The organism is Methylophaga sp. UBA2689 (genome assembly GCA_002354555.1).
In the GTDB taxonomy this organism is placed as follows: Bacteria; Pseudomonadota; Gammaproteobacteria; order Nitrosococcales; family Methylophagaceae; genus Methylophaga.
The window spans coordinates 77,263-96,877 of sequence record DELT01000099.1 but is presented as its reverse complement, the minus strand read 5'-3'; the positions used below and the strand labels follow the sequence as shown (position 1 = coordinate 96,877).

Genomic DNA, 19,615 nt, shown 5'->3' with positions numbered 1-19,615 from the left:
ATGGCTCTCACGGTTAAAGATATTGATGCCATTACCCAGGCTGCTAAAGAAAAGGGCGTGACCGTGATGGAAGGGTTTATGTATCGCTTTCATCCTCAGCATGATGCAGTGCGGGAAATTATTGAGTCAGGCGTAATCGGCGAAGTCAGAACCGTCAGCAGCCGTTTTGCCTTTCCAATGAAACCGGCACGTTTATATCGAGTTAATCGGCCCATTGCCAATGGTGGTGGAGCAATGTGGGATATCGGGCCCTATGCAATTCATACTGCCAGATTGTGGTTTGAAGGAGAGCCTAAAGCCGTGACTGCGGTAGCTAAACTTAATGAGCATGGTGCTGATTTAAGTCTGACCGGTATTTTTGATTATGGTGACGGAAAATTCGCCCAGTTTGAGATGAGTTTTGAACATGCCCGTCGCAGTGTCTACGAAATCATTGGCACATTAGGTGGAGTCACCTGTCATGCCACCTGGCAACCGGCAGATGAACCCGCGAAAATTTCCTGGTGGACCGAGGCGGGCCAACATGAAACCGTTGAAGTGCCAGCTGCCGATCAATTTGTTAACGAAATTGAACATTTTTCCAGTTGTGTGCTGAACAACACGGATCCTCTACTCAGCCTGCAGGATGCCCGGGCAAACTGCAATGCGATTGTGGCTACATTGCAATCGGTCAAAGAAGGTAAAACCATAACACTGGATTAACAAAAAAGGCTGCACATTGATGCAGCCTTTCGATTTGATCAAACCTGGAATTTATCAACAGTAGTTTTGAGCCGTCCAGAGAGCAGGGCAAGTTGCTCAGCAGTTTGTGATATTTGCTCACTGATTTCGGCTCTGTCTTTTGCCATTTGTGAGATTTTATCTATCTGGCTGTTAATTTCCTTACTGTCATCACTTCCCTGAGCTGCTGCAGAGGCTATATTTTCAATGACATTATTTGTCTGCTGAGCGCCGGCGTTAATTTGCAGCAGCGATTGACCGGCTTTTTCGACAAGTTCTACACCGTGTTTAACCAGCACTTCACCTTGATCTGCATGTTTTACAGCATTCTGCGTTTCCGAATGGACTGCGGCGATAACTTCACCAATCTCTAATGTGGCCTGGGAAGTGCGCTCGGCTAATTTGCGTACTTCATCAGCTACAACGGCAAAACCTCGACCCTGTTCACCAGCCCGTGCGGCTTCAATCGCAGCATTCAATGCCAGTAAATTGGTTTGAGCCGCAATATCCTGAATTACTTGCAGAATGCCACTTATTTCGTCAGAACGTTCACCGAGATTAGTGACCGTAGACGCCATATGCCGGACGGCTTCAGCAATTTGATTAATACTGTCAGCTGCTTCAGCTACAACGGCACGGCCGTTTTCTGCAGAATGTTGTGCGGTTTTGGAAATGTCCTGAGCTTCAGAAGCATTATTGGCAACTGACTGGATGGTAGAATTGATATGGGTGATTTTCTGTACGATATCGTCTACTACTTGTTTCTGTTTTACGGAACCGGTGGCGACGCGATCGGAAATATCCGTTAGCTGATTGGCAGATTCAGAGGTTTTTTGGGTATGTTCCAGTAAATCACGAATAATATTCTGTAAATTATTCATAAACTTATTAAAGGCACTGGCCACAACACCTATTTCATCATCGGCATTTACTATCGGCAGCCGTTTGGTTAAATCAGCCTCACCCATAGCCAGATTGCTCATCGACGTTTCCAGTTCGCTAAGTGGCAGCAATAAACGACGGGTTAACAGACGAATGGCAATGGCAGAAATAACCACCAGGATAATGGCAAATACCACGCTTTTGGTAACCAGCTCACCAATAATATCGAAAAACCGTGCTTTTTCGACACCAACGTACAAAATTCCAAGGACTTCACCATCATTATTCAGAATGGGCTCATAGGCAGTAAAGTAACGTACTCCCAGAATATCTGCTTCACCATGGAATGGCTGCGCCTGTTTTAAGACAGTGTCGTAAACTTCTCCAGGAGCGAGCTTTGTGCCAATGGCGCGTGTTCCATCGTTTTTAATCACATTGGTCGATATTCGCGTGTCATATTGAAAGATAGTGGCCGTTCCACCCACTAATTGTTTGATTTTATCGACGACAGCATAATCCTGATCAATGGGTTGACCATCTAACAGCAATTGATTATTTTCCAGACTGAATTGCTGGCCTTGCTGCTCCAGCACGGACCAGGCCACCCGCATATTGCTCTCCTGGTTTTCCTGAGCTTGCATATATAAGCCCTGACTCAGGATATAGGTGGTGGCGCTGACAATAATTAAGGTTAGCAACAGGCTGCTTACCACATTGGACACAATGAGTTTCTGATACAACTTCATTTTCTCTCACCTTAAATTTATTGTTTTTTTTTAAGCCATGTACTGCTTTTGATTGTTATCGTCCGCAATGGAATTTTAATGAGCGCTATTTATATTCAGCGTACTGGTGGTGAGGTAAATGCCTCAAAGCAAGGCTTAAAGACAATCAAATGAAAAAGCCACTCAATAGGAGAGTGGCTTTTTAGACTGCCTGCGAGCGGGTTTTTAACTGGCGGTTTTAAATTTACTGATGGATTGTTGTAGTATTTCTGCCAATTGATTGAGCTCAGTGCTTAAAGAAGAAATCGACTGTGATCCCGCTTCCGCTTTGTCAGATACATCTGTAATCCTGCGGAAGTTATTGTTAATTTCTTCAGCGACGGCTGATTGTTGTTCGGCGACACTGGCTATCTGGGCATTCATATCATTAATAGCGGTAACTGAACGGCTGATTACCGCCAAAGATTCACCGGCATGTTCTGCCTGGGTAACACATTGATGGGCTTTGTTTTTACCTTCTTCCATGACTTTCACTGCAATTACCGTTCTACTTTGAGTCTTTTCAATTAATTTTTGGATATTTAACGTCGATTCTTTGGTTCGACTGGCGAGACCACGAACTTCATCGGCAACTACAGCAAAGCCTCTGCCATGTTCACCAGCACGTGCAGCTTCAATAGCAGCATTCAACGCCAGAAGATTGGTTTGTTCGGTAATGTCGGCAATAACTTCAACAACAGTGCCAATCTGCTTACTGTCCTCCGACAGTTCATCAATGACTCTGGCGGCTTCTTCAACTTTTGCCGCCAACTCAGCAATACTGGTAAGTGTTTTGGCTACTTCCTGATTACCGTTAATTGTCTCTTTATCCGCCGTTTGAGCTTGCATCGCAGCCTCATTAGTCAGACGGGCAATCTCTTGTACCGAGGTAGAAATTTCACTGATGGCATTGGCCCCATCCAACGTTTGCTGTTTCTGATCAATGACTAAACTCTGATTATCTGTCGAGGTCTGATTCATCACTTTGGCGGCATCTGATACTTGCCCGGCAGAGGAGCTAATGGCTTTCATAATATGCGAAAGCTCGCTCGACATGGTGCTCAGCGCACCGACAATACTTTTAGGGAATTTGGTATGAGCTTGTTGAGTTAAGTCACCTGAAGCAAAAACTCTGATTAACTGAGCTGCTGAGTCAGGCTCACCACCAATGGTTGAATACAATCGGCCAATTAGGCGATAGCTGACAAAGATGGCAATGATGAAGGCGATCAGCGTCACCGTAATCATTAATGCCATAAATCCTCCGGTTTGCTGGCGAATGTAGTCAACCTGCTCACTGATGGTGGCTTCCTGAAAGTCAATAAATTGATTTACTGCTTTCAACCATTGTGTGTAAGCAGGGGAGGTATTCTGTAACAGATAATCCCGTGCTTCACTATCCCGGCCCTGATTAATCAGCTGGATGGTTTCTGCGGTGTGACTGAGCGTTTGTTGTTCAATGCTTTTAATGTTATCAAGCAGCGTTTTTTCCTCAACAGTAAATTGCTGGGGATTATTGGCCATTGCTTCCAGGCTGATAGCTGATTCTGAATAGAATTGTTCTAAGCGTTCGATATCCTGAAGATGCTGCTGGCGCTCGGCTCTATTTTCACTTAGTACCACATCCCGAACCGATATGGCCCGGTCATGCACACTGCCACGAAAATTAATGGCAGCGCGTTGTTTTACGCTATCGACCTCATTGATTTTACTCATGGTACGGTCAATTTTACTGACTTCATTTATGCCGATAATGGCGATTAACACCATTAAACTTAAAACGATGCCAAAGCCGAGTTGAAGCCTGTTTTTGATAGTCACTGAGTATTCCCTGGGTAATTTAAAACCCGCGCATAATCTAGTATTGCATGTGAGTTTTATGTCAAAGGAATATTATGAATGCCTGTTTAAATATGATAATCAGGAATTTTCTCTAATTCATCATGAGAAAGCGCTTAGCAACTATGGATGTTTTCAAAAAACTAAAAGAGAGGGCTAAAACAATCGCATCTGACTATTGGGTGCTTGGAAAAGGTCACAGCTTAATGGTGCTAATGTAGAGTCGATCTGAAGTTTTTTAACGATACTTCGAAAGCGTTGGGCAAGCAGATCAGCAAATATACCTTCCCCGCGTAGACGATGACCAAAGCGTGGATCGTTGTTTTTACCTCCACGTAAATCATGAATTCGGTTCAGAATATGCTGGGCCTGGTCTGGTCGGTGAGTCTGCAGCCACTGCTCAAATAATGGGCTCACCTCAAGCGGTAATCTGAGCAGAATGTAATTAACGTCCAATGCGCCTGCATCGACAACAGCTTTCACAATATTTTCCAGTTCAGCATCGGTTAATACAGGTATGACGGGAGCGATTAATACCGTCACGGGAATATTCGCTGCACGTAACGTTTCAATTGTTTTCAATCTTCTTTTTGGCGCGCTGGCTCTGGGCTCCAGTACCCGTGACAGAGCTGAATCCAGAGTAGTAGCTGAAAGATGTACCCGAACCAGATTATGCCGGGCCATTTGCTGCAGAATATCGATATCCCGTTCAACCATCGATGACTTGGTGACGATATGACAGGGATGACGGGTTTCATTAAACACTTGCAATATCTGACGCGTGATTTGATATTCACGTTCTATTGGTTGATAGGGGTCTGTGTTGGCTCCCAATGAAATTGGCGAACATTGATAATTTTTTGCGGCTAACTCTTGCTTAAGCAAACTGGCTGCGTTGGGTTTAACCGTGAGCCTGGTTTCAAAATCGAGGCCAGGCGATAATCCTAAGTAGGCATGAGATGGACGGGCAAAACAATAAATACAACCATGTTCGCAGCCACGATATGCATTTATTGATTGGCTGAAAGGTAAATCAGGTGATTGATTACGGGTAATAATCGTTTTCGGGTGTTCAATTTCCACCGTCGTTTTGGGTGGATTTTCTGGTTCCTGAAACCAGCCATCTTCAATCAGTTCTCGCTGATAAGTGTTGAAACGTCCATCAATTTTGTCTGTAGTTCCTCGTCCTTTGATTGAAGGTTGTTTAGGAGGCATCAATCAGACAAATAATATTCCACTGTAGAAACCACCCGAACCTTTTTGATATGCGGATTATTATTATCGCGGGCGCTTATACTGAATTGACCTTGCGAGGCTTTGCGGATTTTGCCCAGATTGCTGTCTGAATCCTCGGCAAATTTTTCGGCAACTTCACGGGCATTTTCGGTGGCTTCTTCGATCATTTCAGGTTTGATTTCATTGAGCCGGGTAAACAAGTATTCCGTCTGTGCCATATAGTTATTTCCAGCTAATACCAGACCTTGTTTGCCCAGATCGGCCAAAGCCGCCATCGCTTTACGAACGGCTTCAATATTTTCGGAATAGACCGTTATGGTCTGGTTTGCGGTGTAACGAAATTCTGCCCTGGGCCCACCACCATATTGCTGGGCTGATTTATCAGTAATTGAAGGTGAATTAAATGTGATTTCAGCTTCATCAATGCCCCGTTGGATCAGAAAATCTCGAACTTTACTGCTGTTATTCTCTACTGTTCGATAAAGCTCAGGTAAATCATTGTTGGCTTCAATAAACTGAATCGGCCAGATCACTACATCAGCAGGGTAGTCGCGTTCAGATAAACCTTTTACTGTGACACTGCGTTCGAACTGTTTAAAATCGATCAACGCCTTGCCGAGTTGAAATCCCAGCAGGGTCAAGCCCAGAAATAATGCCCCACCTAAAATCAATGCGGTCGATTTGGTTTGATTAGCCATATTCTGAGCTCCTGTATAATCAGCGATGGTCGGTAAAGTGTTCTCTTGCATAAGCGACGCGGTCAGCGACGCTCATTCTTTTCTTATGACTGAGACTTTCAATCTGGCGTAGTCGTGGCAACAGGCCTTTGCCGTTGGCAATCTGTATGGTCAGTCCTGGCCGAGCATTTAATTCGAGTAGCATTGGCCCTTTAAAACGATCCAAAACAATATCAGTCCCCAAGTATCCCAGCCCTGACATTTCATAACAAGATACTGCCAGTGTTAATACTTCTTCCCAATGCGGAACCTTTAGCGTCATCATGTTCAATCCGGTATCCGGATGTAAAAGAATCGGCTTGTCAAATTGTACGGCCCGTAGGGCATGGCCATCACCAATATCCAGTCCAACACCTACCGCACCTTGATGCAGATTGGCTTTACCATTTGAATCTGCGGTCGATAAGCGCATCATCGCCATGACTGGAAAGCCACGAAAGACAATGATTCTGGTATCCGGAACGCCTTCATAGCTAAAGCCGCTGAAACAGTCATCAAAATGAATCAAATCTTCAATAATGGCCACATCGGCACGGCCGCCCAGTGAGAATAAACCTGCCAGAATATTGCTGACATGGCGTTCCAGATCACTAATGGTGGCAAATTGACCATTAGACTTCCGGTAACCTTCTTCACTCTGACGGGTAATCACCATGATGCCTTTACCGCCTGAACCGTGCGCCGGTTTGATACAAAATCCGCTACTACAGCGTTGCAGAATATGACTTAACTCTTTAACCGCATGCTGTTCACTGATAACGCCGATTAAGTCTGGGACTTTTACTCCGGCTTCCAAAGCCAGTTCCTTAGTCTGTAACTTGTCGTCGACTAATGGAAACAAATGCCGGGGATTGTAACGGCTGATATAAGACACATTACGACGGTTCATGCCCAGTACACCGATTTTGCTCAGTGCACCGGGATGTGCGTAACGCTCACGCATGGTCTGGAACCAGTTCATTTTTACTGCTGGCTCGCTCATGATTTGTCCAGTTTGGTTAACGGTTTAAAACGTTTTAACTCCAGTAAACGATAACCGGTGTAACTACCTGCAACCAACGTTAATGCCATCAGGATCAGCTGAATACCCATGAAGTTGAAGGTTAAGTGACGTACCCAGTCCAGATTCATTGCCATATAAGCCAAAATTGCCACCAGCAATGAACCGCCACCCTGAATCATGACTTGTTTCGCACCTTCTTCTTCCCACAGAATCGACATACGCTCAATGGTCCATGCCAGAATGATCATCGGGAAGAAGGTGATTTTCATGCCTTCAGTCAAGCCAAATTTATAGGCAATGATGGAGAAAATGGCGATCATGCCAATAACCATAATGATCACCGCGGATATTCGGGCTACCAGTAATAAATTCAGATAGGACAAATACGAGCGGATCATCAGTCCTACACCAACAATTAATAAAAAGCCAATCAGACCGGTCAGCAGACTGGTTTGAATAAACGCCATGGCAATCAATACCGGCATAAAGGTACCGGAGGTTTTGATACCAACCAGAATGCGCATTAATACAACGATTAAAACACCTACCGGAATTAATAAAATGCCTTTAAAAATGGCTTGCTCTTCCAGCGGCAGCGTATACAAGGAGAAATTCAACCATTCGTTATCGGCAAACTTTTGATTTAACGCGATATTAAAGGGTTGTTCCTGAGAGATCATCGAATAGGAAACCTGAGCATTTGTCGCCCCAATGACTTCCAGAACCGGCCCAGAATGATATTGCCAAAGCAACATATTTTCAGCCTGTCCCTGCTCACCTGTTTCAGGATTGAAGATGTCATATTCTTCGCCATCAAACACCTGAATATATTCAATTAAAGACTGGCGACGACGGCCATCTTCAAGTTCTAATGCATGAATACGTCTGGCTGGAACGCCGGCCTCCTGTAGCAATTGTGAAATCCATGCTGTTTTGGGTTTGACCTGTGCCAGAAGCTCAGCAGTTTGTTGCTGATTGTTAAATTCATGAATGAGTTCACGCGCCAGCGTGTAGTTGGAAGATGAACGCTCTATTGCACGTTCCAGAATCATTTGTGCCGCAGTAGCGTAGGGCTCTTTTTCAACATTAGGTTTGGCGCTTGGAATGACAGTCTGTTCATCTGGAATGGCAAACGGATCGACCAGCATATCCACTTTGTAATACAGCGATTGATCACCATTTGCTTCACGAATTGACCATTCAGCATAGGTTCCGCTCTCACGTTCAACAAAAGACAATCCATAACCCGGGCTGGCAGTTTGTTGATTAAGTTGCGTAAAACCGGGCTGGGTATTTGGAATGGCTAAACGGGCAGTCACCGGGTTTCCATCAGCTTCAAAATCCACCTTGGCTTCAATGGACCAGGTCTGTCTTTGCTCGCCGGGAAACCATGGAATATCAAAAGCAATATGCCGGTGCAGAGTTAATGCAGTACCGGCAAGAAACAGCAGACTTACCAGAATATAAAAAGGCGTACGTGATGCCATGATGGATCCTTATTCTTCGTCTGATGCTTTAGGGTTAGCCTGCTTGGCTTTTTTCGGGATGGCCGATGCACGATCTTTGAGGATTTCGGGTTTTGGCTGAACATTTTTCTTAGCCACATCCACCACAGCAATATCTTTTAAAAATTCACGACCCAGCAGAATTGGATAACTCATATGCGAGCGATCGGTCAGGGTGAACTCTGCGGTATCCGTCATATTACCAATACGAATGGTCAGTCTAACCACAGGGCGTTTATCAAGTTCGTTGGTCGAGGACTGGCGGATATTGGCTATCCGGGCAATAGGGGCTTCCACTTCGTAGCTATTGTCGCTGCCTTCTTCCGGAACAATGGTAAAACGCGCCCATTTTTGCCCATCGCGTTCCAGGGTAACAATATCCTGAGCGGTCAAAGATGATGTTGTGGCGCCTGTATCGACTCGCGCAGGAAACACCCGATTTACGGCTTCAATCCACAACCATTCTGTTTGGCCCAATACCAATTTGTCATTTAATGTCATAGGTGCCGCTGGTGGACAGCTATTGGTTTCCATTGGCTGAATCGCTTGTACTGACTGCACAACTGCGCGTTTAGCCAGTGTTTCATTTAGCTCTTCAACTTGATTATTAAGCTGATCAAGTTGTTTACGGGTAATTTGTTGTTCTTTTGAAAATGACTGAAGCCCAGCCTGGTGTTTGTTCTGGTTATCAATGATTTTCTGGCACTGTTGGCGGACCTGAGTTTCCATTCGTGATTCAGTGTCGCTAAGTGCGGATTTTAATTGTTCATTGGAAACGGTCGGGCGTGACTGGTTTTGAATACAAGCAGTGGTCAACAGACTTGCTATCATGATGATGAATGGAAGTTTTAGTTTGAGCATGTCTTTCCTAAATCTTAAAACGGATTATAAAGTCAAAACGCGTTTATCAAGTTCGGCTTGATAGGGCTGCATATTATGAAGTAATCCTGATTAACCCGGAGACTTTTTCTCGGTGAGTAAATGTACGTAACGTCCCATGTCACGATAGGTTGGCATTCGGCAATATTGCAGCTCTAATGCCAGTAATTCCTGTTCATTGGTCTGGTGGCGACTCTCAAAGTTCAAATAATCACTAAACACTCGAATTCCACTCTGCTGTTTAATTTCAAAATCATTATTTTGTAAAAACTGAATCAATTCAAATGGGTATTGTGGATAGGGTGGGCTGAGCTTGTTACCAACACCAATATAGCGATCATTGAGAATTGGTTCCAGTCTCCAGCCACCGCGAATGATATTTTTGTAAACCATAGCGTTGCGATTATAGAACATCAATGAGAGATAACCACCGGGTTTAACGCGATCCATTACCTGTTTCAGCGTTTCTAAAGGTGTTGCCAGCCATTCCACAACGGCGTGACAAATTACCAGATCAAACTGTTCCAGTTGTGGCGCCAATTGTTGAATAGAGGCATGGTGAAAACTGGCGTCAAGTCTTGCTTGAGCAAATTCCTGCCGCGCCTGATGGAGCAGTTTTTCTGAGATATCACACAATGTCAGCTGGTGACCAAAACCGGCTAACCATACACTCATCTGTCCGGCCCCGCAGCCAGCATCCCAGATTGATAATGGTTTGACCTCGGTAAACTGCTGCAGATCCTGTTTGAGGATCGCTAATCTTAACTGGCCTTTACCCGTGTCATAAATGCGCGCATTAAATCGCTCAGCCAAGTCGTCGAAATTTCGATCCTGTTGCATTAGGCAGCCGGTTTAAGCAGATTATCCAGCAGGGTATCTATGACCATGATCCGACTTTCCGCATCCGGCATATTATCGGTAAAGCGCAATTTATCCTGACCATCCAGTTTGAAACGCGAAGGCTGTTTCTGAATCAACTGAATAATCGTCATCGGTTCAACCTGCGGTTCCTTATCAAACAGTAAACGACCTCCCTGGTCATAAACATCAATTTTGCGAATACCGATGGTTTTGGCTTTAAGGCGTAACTCATGGACAGCAAAAAGGGTTTGCACCGGTTCAGGCAACAAACCAAACCGATCAATCATTTCCACCTGCAGTTCACGTAAGGCTTCTTTATCTACCGCCGCCGCAATGCGTTTATATAACACCAGACGGGTATGCACATCAGGCAGATAATCGGATGGAATCAACGCGGGCACATGCAGATCGATTTCTACGGTGTGGCGCGCCATATTATCCGGATCCGGCGTTTTGCCCGATTTCAATGCATTGACCGCACGTTCCAGCAGTTCGTTATATAAGGTAAAGCCAATTTCCTGCATCTGGCCGCTTTGCTCATCACCCAGTAATTCACCGGCACCGCGAATTTCCATATCGTGGGTTGCCAGGGTAAAACCAGCGCCCAAATCTTCAATCGACTCAATCGCTTCAAGGCGTTTTATCGCATCGGCTGTCATGGCCTGTTGCGGTGGAGTGATTAGATAAGCATAAGCACGGTGATGCGAACGTCCTACACGGCCACGGATTTGATAAAGCTGCGCCAGGCCTAATTTATCGGCTCTATCAATAAAGATAGTATTGGCGGTGGGTACGTCGATACCGGTTTCGATAATGGTGGTACATACCAGCACATTAAACCGCTGATGGTAGAAGTCGAGCATGACCTGTTCCAGCTCACGTTCACGCATCTGACCATGGGCAACCGCAATGCGCGCTTCCGGCATTAAGGTTTCCAGTTCACGTGCAACCCGATCGATGTCTTCCACTTTATTATGTAGAAAATACACCTGACCACCACGTTTGATTTCACGCAGCATACCTTCACGGATTTTGTCAGCATTCCATTGTAATACAAAGGTTTTAATGGCCAATCGGCGCGCGGGTGCAGTGGCAATAATCGATAAATCACGAATACCGGAAATCGACATATTCAGGGTGCGGGGAATCGGTGTCGCGGTCAAAGTGAGGACATCGATTTGGGCGCGATATTTTTTCAGTTGTTCTTTCTGTGTGACGCCGAAACGATGTTCTTCATCGAGAATAAACAAGCCCAGTCGTTTTGGATCAATATCCTGCTGTAATAGTTTATGAGTACCGATAACAATATCAGCAGTGCCTTCGCTGATCGCTGATTTCACATCATCAAGCTGTTTTTTACTGCGGAATCGGGACAAGACTTCCACTCGCATCGGCCAGTCAGCAAAGCGATCTTTGAAATTTTCATAATGCTGCTGAGCGAGCAGGGTGGTGGGCACCAGTACCAAAACCTGTTTGCCGGATTGAACGGCCAGAAAAGCGGCGCGCATGGCGACTTCAGTTTTACCAAAACCGACGTCACCGCAGACTAATCTGTCCATGGGTGTTTCTGATTGCATATCAGCAATCACTGCATCAATTGCATCCTGTTGGTCGGGCGTGGTTTCAAACGGGAATGCTGCCGAAAAGGCTTCATATTGTTCATCAGGTGATTGCATCGGCGGTTTTTTGTTGGCAGCACGTTTGGCATAAATATCGAGTAACTCTGCTGCCACATCACGTACTTTCTCAGCGGCACGGCGGCGGGCTTTTTCCCATTGTGTAGTGCCAAGCTGATGAAGCGGGGCAAGTTCAGGTGCAGAACCTGAATAGCGACTGATTAAATCCAATGAAGCGACTGGGACGTAGAGCTTGTCGCCTTTTGCATATTCCAATGTTACGTATTCAGTGGCCACATCACCAACATCCAGTGTTTGCAGGCCCAGATAGCGGCCAACACCATGATCCTCATGCACCACGGCATCACCAATGGTCAGTTCAGCAAGGTTACGGATAATGGCATCGGAATCACGCTTTTTACGGCTGCGACGGCGACGTTGCATAACCTGTTGGCCGAACAGCTGGGTTTCAGCCACCACCGCAATATTTTCAATTTGCAGCAGCAAACCCTGTTCGAGTGGAGCAACAGTAATGCATAGTGGGGCGCTTTCATTAATAAACGCATCCCAGTTGTCGACGACTTTGGGTTGCAGCTGGTTTTTACGCAGCAGGTCCAGCAGGGTTTCACGACGCCCGGCTGATTCGGCAGCGATTAAGATTCGTCCACTGAATTTATCGATAAACTGATGTAACGCTTCGCAGGGACGATCCTGCTTGGAGTTCAACGGTAATGATGGCGGCATCACCGTGGCATAGTTGCTGTTACCTGCCGAGCCATCCAATTCAAAGTTCTGGCATTGCATCCGTTGCCACTGTTTGAACTGACTGAATAATTCTTCAACCGGAACAAAGACATTGATTGGGGGTAACAATGGTCTTTCTGGATCAACACTATGCTGACGGTATCGGATCTGGATTTCCTGCCAGAACAGTTCAGCAGCATTAAAGGTGTCATTGAGCTGAACTAACAACGTGTTATCCGGCAAATAATCGGTGAGACGGGCAGTTTGCTCAAAAAATAGTGGCAGATAAAACTCGATACCGCCCGGCATATTACCGGCGCTGACTTCCCGGTAAATCAAGCTGCGTTGCGGATCCCCATCGAAATACTGACGGAATTGTTTACGGAACAAAGCAATACTGTCGTCATTAACTGGAAATTCGCGTGCCGGTAACAGCTGTATTTGATCAATGGAGTCGATGGAACGTTGGGTTTCCGGATCAAACGTTCGTAGCGTATCAATTTCATCATCAAACAAATCAATACGGTAAGGATGTCGACTGCCCATTGGAAACAAATCTATAATCGCCCCGCGAACCGCAAACTCACCATGCTCAATCACCTGGGCAACATTCCGGTAACCGGATTTTTCCAGTTTCAATCGCCATTGTTCAATATCAAACTGATCGCCAATCTTCAGTTCCAGGTGGTTGCCATCGAGAAATGCTCGTGGTGCAATGCGTTGCATCAGAGTGGCAATCGGCACCAGTAAAATGCCGCGTTTAAAGTCGGGCAATTGATGTAATGTCTGCAGCCGTTCTGAAACAATATCCTGATGCGGCGAAAAGCTGTCATATGGCAACGTTTCCCAATCCGGGAAATGCAATATCGGCAGCTCGGTATCACCCAGATAAAAACGAATTTCCAATTCAAGCCGATGGGCACTGGCAACATCATCGGTGACCACTAATAAAGGACCATTATGTTGCTGAGCCGCTTTTGCTAACAGCAAACCTTGTGCACTGCCGTATAATTGTCCGGCACGGAGTTGATCTTTGGCTGATGCTGGTAAGACAGGCTGAAGCAAATTAGCTGGCAAGAGTGATACCCTGATAGTGAAATGAGAAAGCGCGTTATTTTCCCACAATTGCCCGATCACAGCACTCGTGATTTCGGAGGAATGTAATGTCCTTACAAATAATAAGTGTTAATGCTATAGTCAAAATTTTTGCAACGAAGCGGAGATGGAACATGGTGAAACGTACGGAAAATGTTGTGTTATTAAAAGTTATTGGCACTGCTGAGTTATTAGCTGCCTTGGCCATGTTTTATTTTTATCATGAAAATGTACCTGCAGTAATCGGTGGATTAATTTTGTTAGGCTTGTCTGCTAACAGTTTTTATCAGGCCCATAAATGTTATCAGCGCCAATATTCTCCAAGAAAAGACGATAATTCTTAGTTACGAAATTTAATGAGTCAGGCTGAAAATCCCACTATAGAATCCCCATTCGATCCGGTCAGTTTTGTAAAATCACTAACCAGTCGTCCTGGTGTCTACCGTATGCTGGATGCGGAAGGCACGGTCATTTATGTCGGTAAGGCGAAAAACCTCAAAAAACGTGTTGGCAGTTACTTTCGCAGCAGTGGTTTAACCAATAAAACCCAGGTGATGGTGGCGCAGATAGCTGCGATAGAAACCACTGTCACTCACACTGAAAACGAAGCCTTGATTCTGGAAAATAATCTGATCAAGGAGTTGATGCCACGATATAACGTGTTATTGCGGGATGATAAAAGTTACCCATACTTATTGATATCAGGTGATAAATTTCCTCGCTTAAGCGTTCATCGCGGTGCCAAGCGTAAAAAAGGCAAATACTTTGGACCTTATCCCAGTGCCGGGGCGGTTCGGGAAAGCCTAAATCTATTACAAAAACTGTTTCCGGTACGTCAGTGTGAGGACAGTTATTATCAAAATCGCAGCCGGCCCTGTCTGCAATATCAAATTAAACGTTGTACTGCACCGTGTGTTGGATTGATTTCTGAAAGCGATTATCAAAAAGATGTGCAGCACACCATCATGTTTCTGGAAGGCAAAAACCAGCAGGTGATGGATGAGTTGAGCCAACAGATGGATACGGCGTCACAGAATCTGCAGTTCGAACAGGCGGCATTTATCCGTGACAAAATTATCAGTTTACGCCGGGTGCAGGAACGCCAGTATGTCAGCTCAATGCAAGGTGATTCTGATGTTCTGGCGGCGATTGTAAGAGATGGTATAGCCGTAGTAGAAGTCAGTTTTGTACGAGGCGGACGTAATTTAGGTAGCAAATCCTATTTCCCTAAAGGGTCATCGGATTTGACCGAGTCAGAATTACTGGCGGCCTTTATACCGCAGTATTATCTGGGCAAAGATGTGCCTGCGGAAATCCTGCTGAGTCATGAAGTTGAAGAATCGCAGCTGTTGCAGGATGTATTACAGACCGAATCAGGACATAAAGTCAGCCTGCGTAAGCCACAACGTGGTCATGCGACACGCTGGTTACAGATGGCTATGACCAATGCTGATATCAGCCTGACCCAACGCATCAGCAGCCGCTCCAATTTATTACAGCGTTTTGAAATTTTGCAGGATGTATTAGAGCTGGATGAAATGCCCAAACGTATTGAGTGTTTCGATATCAGTCACACCAGTGGTGAGCGCACAGTGGCTTCCTGCGTGGTGTTCGGACTGGAAGGCGCGATTAAAAGCGATTACCGCAAATTCAATATCGAAGGCATTACCGGTGGCGATGATTATGCCGCCATGCATCAGGCACTGAGCCGCCGGTTTACCCGTTTGAATAACGGGGAGGGTAAACGACCGGATTTACTGCTGATAGATGGTGGTAAGGGACAGATTAAAGAAGCGCAGGAAGTGCTGGCTGAGCTGAATTTAAGTGATCTGCCCATTTTGGGGATCGCCAAAGGTCCTGCACGTAAACCCGGTGAAGAAACCTTATTTCTGGTCGGTCGTGCTGGCGAAGTTACCTTATCCGCTGATTCACCTGCATTACATTTACTTCAGCAAGTCCGGGATGAAGCGCATCGCTTTGCCATTACCGGTCATCGTCAACGCCGTGCCAAAGCGCGTAAAAGCTCAACATTGGAAGATATTGCCGGATTAGGACCAAAGCGTCGTCAAAAATTATTACAGCAATTTGGCGGGCTCCAGGAGGTAAAACGTGCCGGTGTTGAAGATCTGCAGAGGGTGGATGGAATCAGTGCTGCCCTGGCACAAAAAATTTACGATATGTTCCATCCGGACAATTAAAGACTTCATAGTGCTAACATAAGCGTTATCTAAAGCTTATAACGAAACGATTTATGCTGAATTTACCTAACTTACTCAGTCTGCTCAGGGTCCTCTTAATACCTGTTCTGGTGGTACTGTATTTCCTTCCCAGTCCATATGCTCCTTTATGGGCCACCATTGTCTTTGTACTGGCGGGTATCACGGATTGGCTTGATGGCTACTTGGCACGACGGATGAATCTCACCTCGCCCTTTGGAGCATTTATTGATCCTGTCGCGGATAAATTAATTGTGGTGGTGGCGTTACTGCTGATTCTCTTTAAATCACCGGTCTGGTTTATTCTGCTTCCGGTGATTGTCATCGTATTTCGTGAAATCACAATTTCCGCATTACGCGAATGGATGGCTGAAATCGGTGCCCGCCATGTAGTTCAGGTTTCTTCTGTCGGCAAGTGGAAAACCACCTTTCAAATGGTCGCTATCGGTTGTCTGATTTTCTATAAACCGCTGTTTGGATTACCGGTTTTTGAAATCGGTGTAGGCTTGTTATACATAGCCGCTTTACTTACTTTGACCTCAATGATCAGTTACTTGAAAGCAGCCTTGCCAGTGTTGGTAGATAAGGGTTGACAGAAAATATTAAGTGCCTATAATGCACGTCTTCCTAAGCGGGAATAGCTCAGTGGTAGAGCACAACCTTGCCAAGGTTGGGGTCGCGAGTTCGAATCTCGTTTCCCGCTCCAAGAATAAAAAAAGCCGCGGTCAGTCCAAGTCACTACTGCGGCTTTTTAGTTTTGGATAGCTTTAAGAAGTAGACATACCATGGCTGGGTGGCAGAGTGGTCATGCAGCGGACTGCAACTCCGTTAACGCCGGTTCGATTCCGACCCCAGCCTCCATTTAAAAATCAGAAATATCAAAATAGTTAAGGCGCCTAAGGCGCTTTTTTTATGTCTGCTATTTGAGGTTTAACGATGATGAATACACCTCAACTATTTGCTGATAGCTTAGCCTGGACGTTGCTTATCCGTTGAGCTTAGTGAAAGATTTGATTGTACTGATTAACAGCAGACTGTTGGGTTATTTGAAAAGCTAGCTTATGAGAAGTGTTCAGATATTTCTGGGACAACAAGAGACGTTAAAATAATCAGTAGTATTCATAATCTTTTGTGTCTCAATTGTTTCTGGATACTTATTGAAACGGTTTAACGACCAGAAACTTGAAGATGGAAATTAACCACTTTATCCTTGTAGGTAAAGCTGTTTGGTGAAATTCGTTTGCCCTCAGCAGCAACAGAAATCAAGACCAGTTGGTAATTAGTGCCTATTTCACTGATTGATGTTGTTAACTGAAAACCTCATTTTAAGCTGGCTGGACTTCAATATTCACTAAGTGATTTTAACCGGCTTAGTCTGCTTTATCTAAAACCTGTTCCTGCGAGAAAATAGTGTTTCCTGATCTTCGAACGATTGTCCTTATTTTGGTTGTCACCACCTGTATCGCGGCAATCGCCTTATTCCTGTTTTATCGTCTGATAAAAGAGATAAATGGATTGCAGTATGCAGCGCTTGGAGGTGGTAGTCAGGCGTTGGGCTCCGTTTTCTTACTACTCAGAGACAGCATCGATCCGATGTTGTCGATCATGGTGAGTAATACCTGTTTTTTTCTGTCATTTCTTTTTTATTATCAGGCTGTCAGATTGCTGACAGATTTAAAAACGAGTTGGGTTATTCCATCAACACTAATTGTTATTCTGTCCCCGCTTTTTATGTTGTTCCCGGGCAATGAAAACCTTGGCGAACGTATCATCATCTCGTCGTTGGGACTTGGCATATTAGGCATGATGTGTGGTTGGGTGTTAGGCAAAAATGCCATTGATTTGCCGGGCAGAAAAGGCTTGTCATTGATGTTTTTTTTATTCAGTGCAATAAGTCTTTGGCGTATTCCGAATATGTTGATTACCCCAATTGGGGAAGTGGGATTTTTAGACTTCAATGCAGGTTATATGATTTTTCTGTGGGGGATCATAAACAGTATCGTCACAACCATCGGTCTTATCATATTAGCGTCAGAAAAGTTACAGCAGCAATTAAGAGCAAAGGTAGAGCAGGTCAGTTATGCCCGTGATATTGCCAATCGTTCGCTTCAGGAGCAGCAGCATTTCATGACGATGCTGTCGCACGAGTTTAAAGCACCGATTGGTGCAATCAAAGCCAATGCCGATGCTGCATTGCTGCTAGCAACATCACATACCAGCATTGTTGAAGAGAGCTTGTCACGAATCAAAAATGTCTCCGAGCGGCTTAATTTACTAGTGGAGCGATGCCTTGATGATGAATGGATGGCGCATTCAATCGAAAACAATCAGGTCAGTTTAGAACCTGTTTCACTGACGCAAATTCTCAGAAATGTATCTGACGAATTTAATGTGCCATTTCAGTCCACAGTTAATAATGATGCGATGGTCAAAGGCGAGCCCATTTTTCTCCCGGTTTTATTTGCCAATCTGATTGCCAACGGTTTACGTCATACGGCTCATATTGAGTCAGTGCAAGTGAATTTGCTGCAGCAGGACAATGATTATCTGGTTCGGGTGATGGATGATGGTGACGGTATTGATGAACAACAGCGACATTATATTTTTGATAAATATTACCGTGCTGATAACGGTCACTCGGCAGGGGGCTCAGGATTAGGATTGTTTTTTGTCAAAAAGATTACTGAAATGCATGATGGCGAAGTCACAGTGAACTGTGATGATGGGGTGACCACGTTTACTGTGCGGTTAGCAAAATCAGAGGTGAACAATGGCTAAGCCCAGAGTTGTAATAGTGGATGATGATGCAGATTTTCGGGCACCAATCAAGGCCGTGTTGATCAATGAAGGCATTATGGTTGAAGAAGCAGAATCTGCATCTCAGCTGAGTCAAGTATTAGAGTCATTTCAACCCGATATGGTATTGCTGGATGTTAATTTGCCGGATGACAGTGGTTTCAATGTTGCCCGCCATTTAAAACAAAACACTTACGTGGATGTGGTCATGCTGTCTTCAATGGGGGAAGTAGAACACCGGGTCAGTGGTCTTAACTCAGGTGCGGATTATTACTTACCTAAACCAGTCGATATGCGCGAATTATTAGCCGTTATTCATAACCGTTTTACGACACAAATGGCGAATCCTGTTAGAAAGTCTGGACGCTGGACACTGGATGCAGCGGGGTGGCTATTAATCACACCTGATGATCAGCAACATCCTTTAAACAGTAGCGAGTTTGCACTGTTAAATGAACTTGCCAAGCAGTCTCAGCTGAGCAAGCCTTCAACTCGGGAAGCTTTATACACGGCCATAGGTAAGCCTAATTATTCTCCGGAAAGTCGAAGTCTCGACTTGCATATGTCTCGTCTGCGTCAGCGCCTGAGTACTGACCAATTTCCTTTCCCGATAAAAACGGTGCGTAATGTTGGCTATGAGCTGACCGAAACCATAACCATTCTGTAGTCCTCATCCCCCGGATTTACTGATACAAATTGATACAAAAATAAGCTTAGAAAAT

At 45.0% G+C, this 19,615-nt stretch carries 15 protein-coding genes and 2 tRNA genes; 8 read left to right on the top strand and 9 right to left on the bottom strand.

Translation table 11 applies throughout. From position 1 onward, the window contains the following. Positions 1-702: Gfo/Idh/MocA family protein (locus B3M51_RS12600; RefSeq protein WP_292759664.1), on the top strand; the 702-nt coding region annotated here is incomplete at its 5' end. Positions 703-740: 38 nt separating this feature from the next. Here the strand turns inward: B3M51_RS12600 and B3M51_RS12595 are convergent. The 9 genes from B3M51_RS12595 to mfd form a co-directional block, all read right to left on the bottom strand. Beyond that, positions 741-2,348 carry a methyl-accepting chemotaxis protein gene (locus tag B3M51_RS12595; protein WP_292759662.1) on the bottom strand — a complete coding sequence of 536 codons (1,608 nt, stop codon included), beginning with the start codon at positions 2,346-2,348 and terminating at the stop codon, positions 741-743. 204 nt (positions 2,349-2,552) lie between these two features. After that, the gene (locus B3M51_RS12590) at positions 2,553-4,187 is read right to left on the bottom strand and encodes a methyl-accepting chemotaxis protein (RefSeq protein WP_292759660.1); all 1,635 of its coding nucleotides are present in this window, start codon (positions 4,185-4,187) and stop codon (positions 2,553-2,555) included. Positions 4,188-4,361: 174 nt separating this feature from the next. After that, a complete protein-coding gene (locus tag B3M51_RS12585; RefSeq protein WP_292759658.1) occupies positions 4,362-5,420 on the bottom strand; it encodes a PA0069 family radical SAM protein in 1,059 nt (352 codons plus the stop codon). Continuing rightward, positions 5,420-6,139: an SIMPL domain-containing protein gene (locus B3M51_RS12580; RefSeq protein WP_014707797.1), complete on the bottom strand. Its 720-nt coding sequence runs from the start codon at positions 6,137-6,139 to the stop codon at positions 5,420-5,422. Before B3M51_RS12580 ends, B3M51_RS12585 begins: the two co-directional genes overlap by 1 nt. 19 nt (positions 6,140-6,158) lie before the next feature. Beyond that, positions 6,159-7,160, bottom strand: a complete 1,002-nt coding sequence (locus B3M51_RS12575) for an alpha-L-glutamate ligase-like protein (RefSeq protein ID WP_292479539.1) — start codon at positions 7,158-7,160, stop codon at positions 6,159-6,161. Beyond that, entirely contained in the window at positions 7,157-8,668 is a 1,512-nt protein-coding gene (locus B3M51_RS12570) for an inactive transglutaminase family protein (RefSeq protein WP_292479538.1), read from the bottom strand. The genes B3M51_RS12575 and B3M51_RS12570 overlap by 4 nt, the downstream gene beginning before the upstream one ends. A 9-nt stretch (positions 8,669-8,677) precedes the next feature. Further along, a complete protein-coding gene (locus B3M51_RS12565; RefSeq protein WP_292479537.1) occupies positions 8,678-9,547 on the bottom strand; it encodes an ATP-dependent zinc protease in 870 nt (289 codons plus the stop codon). 90 nt (positions 9,548-9,637) lie between these two features. Then, a complete protein-coding gene (locus B3M51_RS12560; RefSeq protein WP_292759655.1) occupies positions 9,638-10,405 on the bottom strand; it encodes a methyltransferase domain-containing protein in 768 nt (255 codons plus the stop codon). After that, entirely contained in the window at positions 10,405-13,863 is a 3,459-nt protein-coding gene (gene mfd / locus B3M51_RS12555; RefSeq protein WP_292759653.1) for a transcription-repair coupling factor, read from the bottom strand. Before mfd ends, B3M51_RS12560 begins: the two co-directional genes overlap by 1 nt. Positions 13,864-14,015: 152 nt before the next feature. Here mfd and B3M51_RS12550 point away from each other — a divergent pair, with 152 nt between their 5' ends. From B3M51_RS12550 to B3M51_RS12520, 7 genes are all read left to right on the top strand, one after another. Continuing rightward, a complete protein-coding gene (locus tag B3M51_RS12550) occupies positions 14,016-14,225 on the top strand; it encodes a hypothetical protein (RefSeq protein WP_014707791.1) in 210 nt (69 codons plus the stop codon). A 12-nt stretch (positions 14,226-14,237) separates the two neighbouring features. Beyond that, on the top strand, positions 14,238-16,079 hold the full coding sequence (gene uvrC / locus B3M51_RS12545) for an excinuclease ABC subunit UvrC (protein ID WP_292479533.1): 1,842 nt from the start codon (positions 14,238-14,240) through the stop codon (positions 16,077-16,079). Between the two features lie 53 nt (positions 16,080-16,132). Then, a complete protein-coding gene (gene pgsA / locus B3M51_RS12540; RefSeq protein WP_292479532.1) occupies positions 16,133-16,690 on the top strand; it encodes a CDP-diacylglycerol--glycerol-3-phosphate 3-phosphatidyltransferase in 558 nt (185 codons plus the stop codon). 38 nt (positions 16,691-16,728) lie between these two features. Next, positions 16,729-16,803: transfer RNA gene (locus B3M51_RS12535), tRNA-Gly, on the top strand. Positions 16,804-16,884: 81 nt separating this feature from the next. Then, positions 16,885-16,958, top strand: a tRNA-Cys gene (locus tag B3M51_RS12530). Positions 16,959-17,507: 549 nt separating this feature from the next. Continuing rightward, a complete protein-coding gene (locus B3M51_RS12525; RefSeq protein WP_292759649.1) occupies positions 17,508-18,875 on the top strand; it encodes a sensor histidine kinase in 1,368 nt (455 codons plus the stop codon). Beyond that, positions 18,868-19,560: a response regulator transcription factor gene (locus B3M51_RS12520; protein ID WP_292479522.1), complete on the top strand. Its 693-nt coding sequence runs from the start codon at positions 18,868-18,870 to the stop codon at positions 19,558-19,560. Before B3M51_RS12525 ends, B3M51_RS12520 begins: the two co-directional genes overlap by 8 nt. Positions 19,561-19,615: the final 55 nt, after the last annotated feature.